This window comes from Streptococcus pseudopneumoniae (genome assembly GCF_001074975.1).
Taxonomy (GTDB): Bacteria; Bacillota; Bacilli; order Lactobacillales; family Streptococcaceae; genus Streptococcus; species Streptococcus pseudopneumoniae_D.
This window is the reverse complement of the sequence record NZ_JUUO01000005.1, coordinates 1-9,199: the sequence shown is the minus strand read 5'-3', so window position 1 is coordinate 9,199 and position 9,199 is coordinate 1. Positions and strand designations below refer to the sequence as shown.

Sequence of the window (9,199 nt, the reverse complement as noted above, 5' to 3'; positions counted from 1 at the left end):
GACTTAGTCCTGTACAATACAGAATTAAATCCTTTACTTAAATTATCTGTCTAACTTTTGGGGTGCAGTTCAGACATGGAGTTTTTTTTACAAGAAACAAGAAAGCGCTTTCTATCTGTTTGTTAGGTTTGTGAAATAAAAAATTTTTTGTTGTTATTTCACAATCATCTAGTTAAAAGTTGATACTATAACGTATTTGAGATTAATTTCACAATGTTTTGAAAATTCTTTGTGAAATGTTTATGAAACTGTTTACAAAACATAAAAAAAGAGTTATAATAAAATTGTGAAAAAATTAACAAAGGATAAAATCCTTAAAGGCTATGGAGGATAATATGGCTGATAAAAAAACAGTAACACCTGAGGAAAAACAACTCGCTGCTGAAAAGCATGTAGACGGGCTAGTGCAAAAAGCTTTGGTTGCACTTGATGAAATGCGCAAGTTGAACCAAGAGCAAGTTGATTACATCGTAGCGAAAGCTTCAGTTGCAGCTCTTGATGCGCACGGTATCCTAGCACAACACGCAATTGAAGAAACTGGTCGTGGGGTATTTGAAGATAAGGCGACAAAAAACCTTTTTGCCTGTGAACACGTTGTCAATAACATGCGTGGTGTTAAAACTGTCGGTGTTATCGAAGATGATCCAATTACTGGATTGACTAAAATTGCAGAACCTGTTGGAGTTATCTGTGGAGTTACTCCTACAACAAACCCAACATCTACAGCAATTTTTAAAGCTTTAATCTCATTGAAGACACGTAATCCAATCGTCTTTGCTTTCCACCCATCTGCTCAAGAATCTTCTGCTCACGCAGCGCAAATCGTTCGAGATGCCGCGATTGCTGCTGGAGCTCCTGAAAACTGTGTTCAATGGATTACAGAATCATCTATGGAAGCAACAGCTGCGTTGATGAATCATGATGGTATTGCAACAATCCTTGCTACTGGTGGTAATGCCATGGTTAAAGCGGCATATTCATGTGGTAAACCAGCTCTTGGGGTAGGTGCCGGAAACGTTCCTGCCTATGTAGAAAAATCTGCTGACCTTCGTCAAGCTGCTCATGACATCGTTATGTCTAAATCATTTGATAATGGGATGGTCTGTGCATCAGAGCAAGCGGTTATCATTGATAAAGAAGTGTATGATGAATTTGTAGAGGAATTCAAATCATACCACACTTACTTTGTAAACAAAAAAGAAAAAGCTCTTCTAGAAGAATTCTGCTTTGGTGCAAAAGCAAATAGCAAAAACTGTGCTGGAGCAAAATTGAACGCTGACATCGTTGGTAAACCAGCAACATGGATTGCAGAACAAGCAGGTTTCTCAGTTCCAGAAGGAACAAATATCCTTGCTGCAGAATGTAAGGAAGTTGGAGAAAATGAGCCTTTGACTCGCGAAAAACTTTCACCAGTCATTGCAGTATTGAAAGCTGAAGACACTGAAGACGGACTTAAGAAAGCTCGCCAAATGGTTGAGTTTAATGGTCTTGGTCACTCAGCAGCTATCCATACAAAAGATGAAGCTCTTGCTAAACGCTTTGGTACAGAAATCAAAGCAATGCGTATTATCTGGAACTCTCCATCTACTTTTGGTGGTATCGGTGACGTTTACAATGCCTTCATCCCATCATTGACACTTGGATGTGGTTCATACGGACGCAACTCAGTTGGTGATAACGTGAGCGCTATCAACCTTCTAAACATCAAGAAAGTAGGGAAACGTAGAAATAATATGCAGTGGTTTAAAGTTCCTTCAAAAATTTACTTCGAACGCAATTCTATCCAATACCTTCAAACATGTGAAGATATTGAACGCGTTATGATCGTTACTGACAAATCTATCGAAAAACTTGGTTTTGTTCAACGTGTTATCGACCAATTGAACGCTCGTAGTAATCGTGTAACTGTCCAAGTCTTCTCAGATGTTGAACCAGATCCAGATATCACAACTGTAGAACGTGGTACTGAAGTTATGAGAGCATTTGAACCAGATACAATCATTGCTCTTGGTGGTGGTTCACCAATGGATGCAGCTAAAGTTATGTGGCTCTTCTACGAACAACCAGAAGTCGACTTCCGTGACTTGGTTCAAAAATTCATGGATATCCGTAAACGTGCCTTCCGCTTCCCATCACTTGGTAAGAAAGCGAAGTACATCGGTATCCCAACAACTTCAGGTACAGGTTCAGAAGTAACACCATTTGCCGTTATCTCTGATAAGAAAAACAACCGTAAATATCCATTGGCTGACTACTCATTGACACCAACTATTGCGATTGTTGACCCTGCTTTGGTTGAATCAGTTCCAGATTTCATTACTGCTGACACAGGTATGGATGTCTTGACTCATGCGACTGAAGCCTACACTTCAAACTTTGCTAACGACTACACAGATGGTATCGCCCTTCAATCAATCAAACTTGTCTTTGAATGGTTGGAAAAATCTGTTAAGACTGCTGATTCAGAAGCACGTGAAAAAATGCATAATGCTTCTACAATGGCAGGTATGGCCTTCGCCAATGCCTTCCTTGGTATGAGCCACTCAATGGCCCACAAGATCGGTGCGGTTCACCATACTGTTCACGGACGTACAAACGCAATCTTGCTTCCATACGTTATCCGTTACAATGGAACTCGTCCATCTAAGACTACTACTTGGCCTAAATACAACTACTGGAAAGCTGATGAGAAATTCCAAGACATTGCTAGAATGCTTGGTTTACCTCACTCAACTCCAGAAGAAGCAGTTGAGGCATACGCTAAAGCTGTTTATGAACTTGGTGTTGCAGTAGGTATCAAGATGAACTTCAAGGATCAAGGAATTGATGAAAAAGCTTGGAAAGACAGCTTGCATGAAATTGCTTTGCTTGCTTATGAAGATCAATGTTCACCTGCTAACCCACGTTTGCCAATGGTAGCTGACATGGAAGAAATCATGGCAGATGCTTACTATGGTTATGCAGAACGTCCAGGACGTCGTAAATAATCGTTTATCAGCCTAGAGGCAGGAATTTCCTGTCTCTTTTTTGTGAAACTGGAGTGTTGAAAATAATTTTTAGCTTTTCTATTTTCACTTTCTATCTAAAAATGAAAGCGGGAAATAGCTATGTAGACAAAGAAAGACAACAGTATAGGTTTTCAAAGGAGAAAGAAAAATAAGCTAGGTATAGACAAAAAACAACGCCCGTACTTGCAATTCAACTCAAATAGTTATATAATAGGTTTGTTGAAAGGTGATTTGTAGTGATTCAAGTTACTCTTTTCACAATAAAAATTTCATGATTTTCATAAGGAGGAAATCACTAATGGTAGTTAAAGTTGGTATTAACGGTTTCGGACGTATCGGTCGTCTTGCTTTCCGTCGTATCCAAAACGTAGAAGGTGTTGAAGTTACACGCATCAACGACCTTACAGATCCAGTTATGCTTGCACACTTGTTGAAATACGACACAACTCAAGGTCGTTTCGACGGTACTGTTGAAGTTAAAGAAGGTGGATTTGAAGTTAACGGTAAATTCGTTAAAGTTTCTGCTGAACGTGATCCAGAACAAATCGACTGGGCTACTGACGGTGTAGAAATCGTTCTTGAAGCTACTGGTTTCTTTGCTAAGAAAGATGCAGCTGAAAAACACCTTAAAGGTGGAGCTAAAAAAGTTGTTATCACTGCTCCTGGTGGAAACGATGTTAAAACAGTTGTATTCAACACTAACCACGACGTTCTTGACGGTACTGAAACAGTTATCTCAGGTGCTTCATGTACTACAAACTGCTTGGCTCCTATGGCTAAAGCTCTTCAAGACAACTTTGGTGTTGTTGAAGGATTGATGACTACTATCCACGCTTACACTGGTGACCAAATGATCCTTGACGGACCACACCGTGGTGGTGACCTTCGCCGTGCTCGCGCTGGTGCTGCAAACATCGTTCCTAACTCAACTGGTGCTGCTAAAGCTATCGGCCTTGTAATCCCAGAATTGAACGGTAAACTTGACGGATCTGCACAACGCGTTCCAACTCCAACTGGATCAGTTACTGAATTGGTAGCTGTTCTTGAAAAGAACGTTACTGTTGATGAAGTGAACGCAGCTATGAAAGCAGCTTCAAACGAATCATACGGTTACACAGAAGATCCAATCGTATCTTCAGATATCGTAGGTATGTCTTACGGTTCATTGTTTGACGCAACTCAAACTAAAGTTCTTGACGTTGACGGTAAACAATTGGTTAAAGTTGTATCATGGTACGACAACGAAATGTCATACACTGCACAACTTGTTCGTACTCTTGAATACTTCGCAAAAATCGCTAAATAATTCATGAGTCGATAAAAAGCAAGGCCTCTTGGTCTTGCTTTTCTTATATGGAAAAATGGATGACACAATCATCCATTCTTTTTTAATTCTTTTTCAAATGTATCAGAAAGGATAGTGAAACTTAACTTTTCTAAAGTAAGCGGGTGGGTAAAGGAAAGTCGAAAGGCATGAAGCATAAGCCGACTTGTCTTTGATTTACTATTATAGAGAGGGTCACCTAGGATAGGGAGATTATGATGTGAAAGGTGGACTCGAATCTGATGGGTTCGGCCTGTCTTTAGTTTGCAACGAACCAAGGAAGTCTTGTTTGAGAATTTCTTTAATCTGTTCACATGCGTTTCTGCATATTGGCCATTTTTTGTATCAACTACTCGTTTTCTGCGATCATGGCGATCACGCCCAATTTTGTCTTTGAAAACAAGTTCTTTGCTGTTGACATGTCCTTCGACCTGTGCCCAATATTCCCTAGAAATTTCTTTTTTCTCCAGTAAGCGATTGAGAATAGGCAGGATAAAAGGATTTTTGGCAAAGAGAACCAAACCACTGGTTTCCATGTCCAGACGATGAACGACATAGCAGGTTTGGCCAACGTAGGCACTGACATGGTTAAGAAGGGCGATTTCGTTTGGTTGATTACCATGGGTTTTCATACCCTCGGGTTTGTTCACAATAACCAAGTGTTGATCTTGATAAACTTCCTGAACGAGATTTGGGTTGCCCCAAGGGATATCTTTTTCGGGATAATCTTCCTCGTCAAAAGTCAATTGGCAAATATCTCCAGGATTTACCATCTCGTTCCAGTGAACTTCTCGCTGATTAATCAAAATGTGTTTCTTGATTCTCAAAAAATGACGGATTTTTCTAGGGATGAGGAGTTGCTCCTCAAGTAATTGCTTTACCGTCATTTGAGGCAGAGAGTCTGGTAATGTAAATGTGAATTTCATACAGATATTGTAACAAAAAAAGCCCTATTTGGATAGGAAATAGCTAAATTCTTGTCTTCCTATGATGAAGATGATAAAATAAACGCATGAAATTAGATAAATTATTTGAGAAATTTCTTTCTCTTTTTAAAAAAGAAACAAGTGAACTAGAGGATTTGGATTCTACTAGCTTGCGTCGCTCTCGTAGTGATAGAAAAAAATTAGCCCAAGTAGGTCCAATTCGAAAATTCTGGCGTCGTTATCATCTAACAAAGATTGTCCTTATACTAGGTTTGAGTGCAGGCTTGCTAGTTGGAACCTATTTGTTTGCTGTAGCCAAGTCAACCAATGTCAATGATTTGCAAAATGCCTTGAAAACTCGAACTCTCATTTTTGACCGTGAAGAAAAAGAGGCTGGTGCCTTGTCTGGTCAAAAGGGAACCTATGTTGAATTGACTGATATCAGTAAAATTTTGCAGAATGCTGTTATTGCGACAGAAGACCGTTCTTTCTATAAAAATGATGGGATTAACTATGGTCGTTTCTTCTTGGCTATTGTCACTGCTGGACGTTCAGGTGGTGGATCTACTATTACCCAGCAGCTAGCTAAAAACGCCTATTTGTCACAGGATCAAACTGTTGAGAGAAAAGCGAAAGAATTCTTCCTTGCCTTAGAATTAACAAAAAAATATAGTAAGGATCAGATCTTAACCATGTACCTTAACAATGCTTATTTTGGAAATGGTGTGTGGGGTGTAGAAGATGCGAGTAAGAAATACTTTGGAGTTTCTGCATCAGAAGTGAGTTTGGATCAAGCTGCAACTCTGGCAGGGATGCTCAAGGGGCCGGAACTGTATAATCCTTTGAGTTCTGTAGTAGATTCTACTAATCGGCGCGATACTGTTTTGCAGAATATGCTTGCAGCAGGATATATTGATAAAAATCAAGAAACCGAAGCAGCAGAAGTTGATATGACTTCGCAATTGCACGATAAGTATGAAGGAAAAATCTCAGATTACCGCTATCCTTCTTACTTTGATGCGGTGGTTAACGAAGCCGTTTCCAAGTATAATCTAACAGAGGAAGAAATTGTCAATAATGGCTACCGCATTTATACAGAGCTGGACCAAAACTATCAAGCAAATATGCAGGTTGTCTATGAAAATACATCGCTATTTCCGAGGGCAGAGGATGGAACATTTGCTCAATCAGGAAGTGTAGCTCTTGAACCGAAAACAGGGGGAGTTCGTGGGGTTGTCGGTCGGATTGCTGACAATGATAAGACTGGATTCCGGAATTTCAATTATGCAACTCAATCAAAACGTAGCCCTGGTTCTACAATTAAGCCTTTAGTTGTTTATACGCCAGCAGTTGAAGCAGGCTGGGCTTTGAATAAGAAGTTGGATAACCATACCATGCAGTATGACAGCTATAAGGTTGATAACTATGCAGGAATCAAAACGAGTCGAGAAGTTCCCATGTATCAAGCCTTGGCAGAATCGCTTAATCTACCTGCTGTTGCCACTGTTAATGACTTGGGTGTTGATAAGGCTTTTGAGGCAGGAGAAAAATTTGGACTCAACATGGAAAAGGTCGATCGTGTTCTTGGCGTCGCTTTAGGAAGCGGTGTTGAAACCAACCCTCTTCAAATGGCTCAAGCATATGCTGCTTTTGCAAATGAAGGTTTAATGCCGGAAGCTCATTTTATTAGTAGAATTGAAAATGCTAGCGGACAAGTTATTGCAAGTCATAAAAATTCACAAAAACGGGTGATTGATAAAGCTGTAGCTGACAAGATGACCAGTATGATGTTGGGGACATTTACAAACGGAACCGGTATTAGTTCATCGCCTGCAGATTATATTATTGCAGGGAAAACTGGTACGACTGAAGCAGTTTTCAATCCTGAATACACAAGTGACCAGTGGGTAATTGGTTATACTCCGGATGTGGTAATCAGTCACTGGCTTGGTTTCCCGACGACTGATGAAAATCACTATCTAGCTGGCTCTACTTCAAACGGTGCAGCCCATGTCTTTAGAAACATTGCAAATACCATTTTACCTTATACGCCAGGAAGTACCTTTACAGTTGAAAATGCTTATAAGCAAAATGGAATTGCACCAGCTAACACAAAAAGACAAGTACAAACTAATAATAATAGTCAGACAGATGATAGTTTGTCTGATATCCGAGGACGTGCGCAAAGTCTAGTAGATGAGGCTAGTCGGGCTATCTCGGATGCGAATATTAAGGAAAAGGCTCAAACAATATGGGATTCGGTAGTCAATCTATTTCGTTAAGATGCTTGTCAAAGCCTGACTTTCTTGTTATAATAGATAAGATGGAGGCGTTATGGCACTAAAAAAAGCAAGCCTAGCTTGTGCGGTTTGTGGTTCGAGAAACTATTCAATCAAGATCAGTGGAAACCCCAAGCCTACACGACTAGAAGTAAATAAATTTTGTAAGCATTGTGGCAAGTACACTACACACAGAGAAACGAGATAGGAGAGAGCGATGCGTTTTATTGGAGATATTTTTAGACTTCTTAAAGACACAACATGGCCAACTCGCAAGGAAAGCTGGAGAGATTTTCGTTCTATCATGGAATACACAGCTTTTTTTGTAGTAATTATTTACATTTTTGACCAGTTGATTGTTTCAGGTTTGATTCGATTTATTAACATTTTTTAGAAGGCTAGTGGAGCTAATTACACTAGAAATCTTCTATTTATGAAAGGAAATATCATGGATAGTTTTGATAAAGGATGGTTTGTCTTACAAACTTATTCTGGTTATGAAAATAAGGTAAAAGAAAATCTATTACAACGTGCACAAACCTACAATATGTTGGATAATATTCTACGCGTTGAAATTCCAACACAAACAGTGCAAGTTGAAAAAAATGGAAAGAGAAAAGAAGTAGAAGAAAATCGCTTTCCAGGTTATGTTCTTGTAGAAATGGTCATGACAGATGAAGCTTGGTTTGTTGTTCGAAACACTCCGAACGTTACAGGATTTGTCGGATCACACGGGAACAGATCGAAACCAACTCCATTATTGGAACAAGAAATTCGTGACATTTTGGTATCTATGGGACAAACTGTTCAAGAATTTGATTTCGATGTTGAGGTTGGTCAAACCGTACGTATTATTGATGGTGCTTTTGCAGACTATACTGGTAAGATTACAGAGATTGACAACAATAAAGTGAAGATGATTATCTCTATGTTTGGTAATGACACAGTAGCAGAAGTAAACTTAAACCAAATTGCAGAATTATAACCCTAAGAGAGGCATGTCCTCTCTTTTTTTGTGCAGTTGAGACGGTGTAGGGAGCAGAATGGATGAAATGAATCAAATTAGCTCCATGATTTGTTAAACTGTATCTAGAAAGGAGAACATTATGATTAAAGAATTGTATCAAGAAGTTCAAGGAATTGTGTACAAGTGTAGAAATGAATATTACTTGCATTTATGGGAGCTATCGGATTGGGATCAAGAGGGAATGATTTGCTTACATGAGTTGATTAGTAAAGAAGAGGGATTAGTAGAAGATATACCACGCTTACGTAAATATTTTAAGACTAAGTTTCGGAATCGAATTCTAGACTATATCCGAAAGCAAGAAAGTCAAAAACGGAGATATGATAAAGAATCCTATGAAGAAGTAGGTGAGATTAGTCATCGTATAAGTGAGGGAGGTCTCTGGCTAGATGATTATTATCTCTTTCATGAGACACTAAGAGATTATAGAAGCAAACAAAATAAAGAGCAACAAGAAGAGTTAGAACGTGTTTTAAGAAATGAACGTTTTCGAGGACGTCAAAGAGTATTGAGGGATTTACGTATTGTGTTTCAAGAGTTTGCTATAGGGCCAAAATAGTCAAATTTAAAAAAGGTAACTTCTAAAACTAACTTCCAGTTTCTCACCACCTAGCATTTAGTATGAGAAAAACGCG

The 9,199-nt window shown here is 39.1% G+C and carries 8 protein-coding genes; 7 read left to right on the top strand and 1 reads right to left on the bottom strand.

Annotated features, from left to right (window positions below):
* The first annotated feature begins 335 nt into the window (after window positions 1–335).
* Together adhE and gap are read left to right on the top strand one after the other, a co-directional pair.
* Entirely contained in the window at window positions 336–2,987 is a 2,652-nt protein-coding gene (gene adhE / locus ADI86_RS00195; protein WP_049531299.1) for a bifunctional acetaldehyde-CoA/alcohol dehydrogenase, read from the top strand.
* Window positions 2,988–3,306: 319 nt separating this feature from the next.
* A complete protein-coding gene (gap, locus tag ADI86_RS00190; RefSeq protein WP_000260682.1) occupies window positions 3,307–4,314 on the top strand; it encodes a type I glyceraldehyde-3-phosphate dehydrogenase in 1,008 nt (335 codons plus the stop codon).
* A 68-nt stretch (window positions 4,315–4,382) separates the two neighbouring features.
* Here gap and ADI86_RS00185 read toward each other — a convergent pair whose 3' ends face one another.
* Window positions 4,383–5,258, bottom strand: coding sequence for a pseudouridine synthase (locus tag ADI86_RS00185; protein ID WP_080983133.1), 876 nt, complete (start codon window positions 5,256–5,258; stop codon window positions 4,383–4,385).
* 86 nt (window positions 5,259–5,344) lie between these two features.
* On the opposite strand from ADI86_RS00185, the gene pbp2a reads away from it, so the two are divergent.
* From pbp2a to ADI86_RS00160, 5 genes are all read left to right on the top strand, one after another.
* A complete protein-coding gene (pbp2a, locus tag ADI86_RS00180) occupies window positions 5,345–7,540 on the top strand; it encodes a penicillin-binding protein PBP2A (protein WP_049531297.1) in 2,196 nt (731 codons plus the stop codon).
* Window positions 7,541–7,592: 52 nt separating this feature from the next.
* The gene (rpmG, locus tag ADI86_RS00175) at window positions 7,593–7,745 is read left to right on the top strand and encodes a 50S ribosomal protein L33 (protein ID WP_001809375.1); all 153 of its coding nucleotides are present in this window, start codon (window positions 7,593–7,595) and stop codon (window positions 7,743–7,745) included.
* 9 nt (window positions 7,746–7,754) lie between these two features.
* Window positions 7,755–7,931, top strand: coding sequence for a preprotein translocase subunit SecE (gene secE / locus ADI86_RS00170; protein ID WP_001210991.1), 177 nt, complete (start codon window positions 7,755–7,757; stop codon window positions 7,929–7,931).
* A 54-nt stretch (window positions 7,932–7,985) separates the two neighbouring features.
* A complete protein-coding gene (gene nusG / locus ADI86_RS00165) occupies window positions 7,986–8,522 on the top strand; it encodes a transcription termination/antitermination protein NusG (protein WP_000376739.1) in 537 nt (178 codons plus the stop codon).
* A gap of 121 nt (window positions 8,523–8,643) precedes the next feature.
* On the top strand, window positions 8,644–9,123 hold the full coding sequence (locus ADI86_RS00160) for a sigma-70 family RNA polymerase sigma factor (protein WP_049531296.1): 480 nt from the start codon (window positions 8,644–8,646) through the stop codon (window positions 9,121–9,123).
* Window positions 9,124–9,199: the final 76 nt, after the last annotated feature.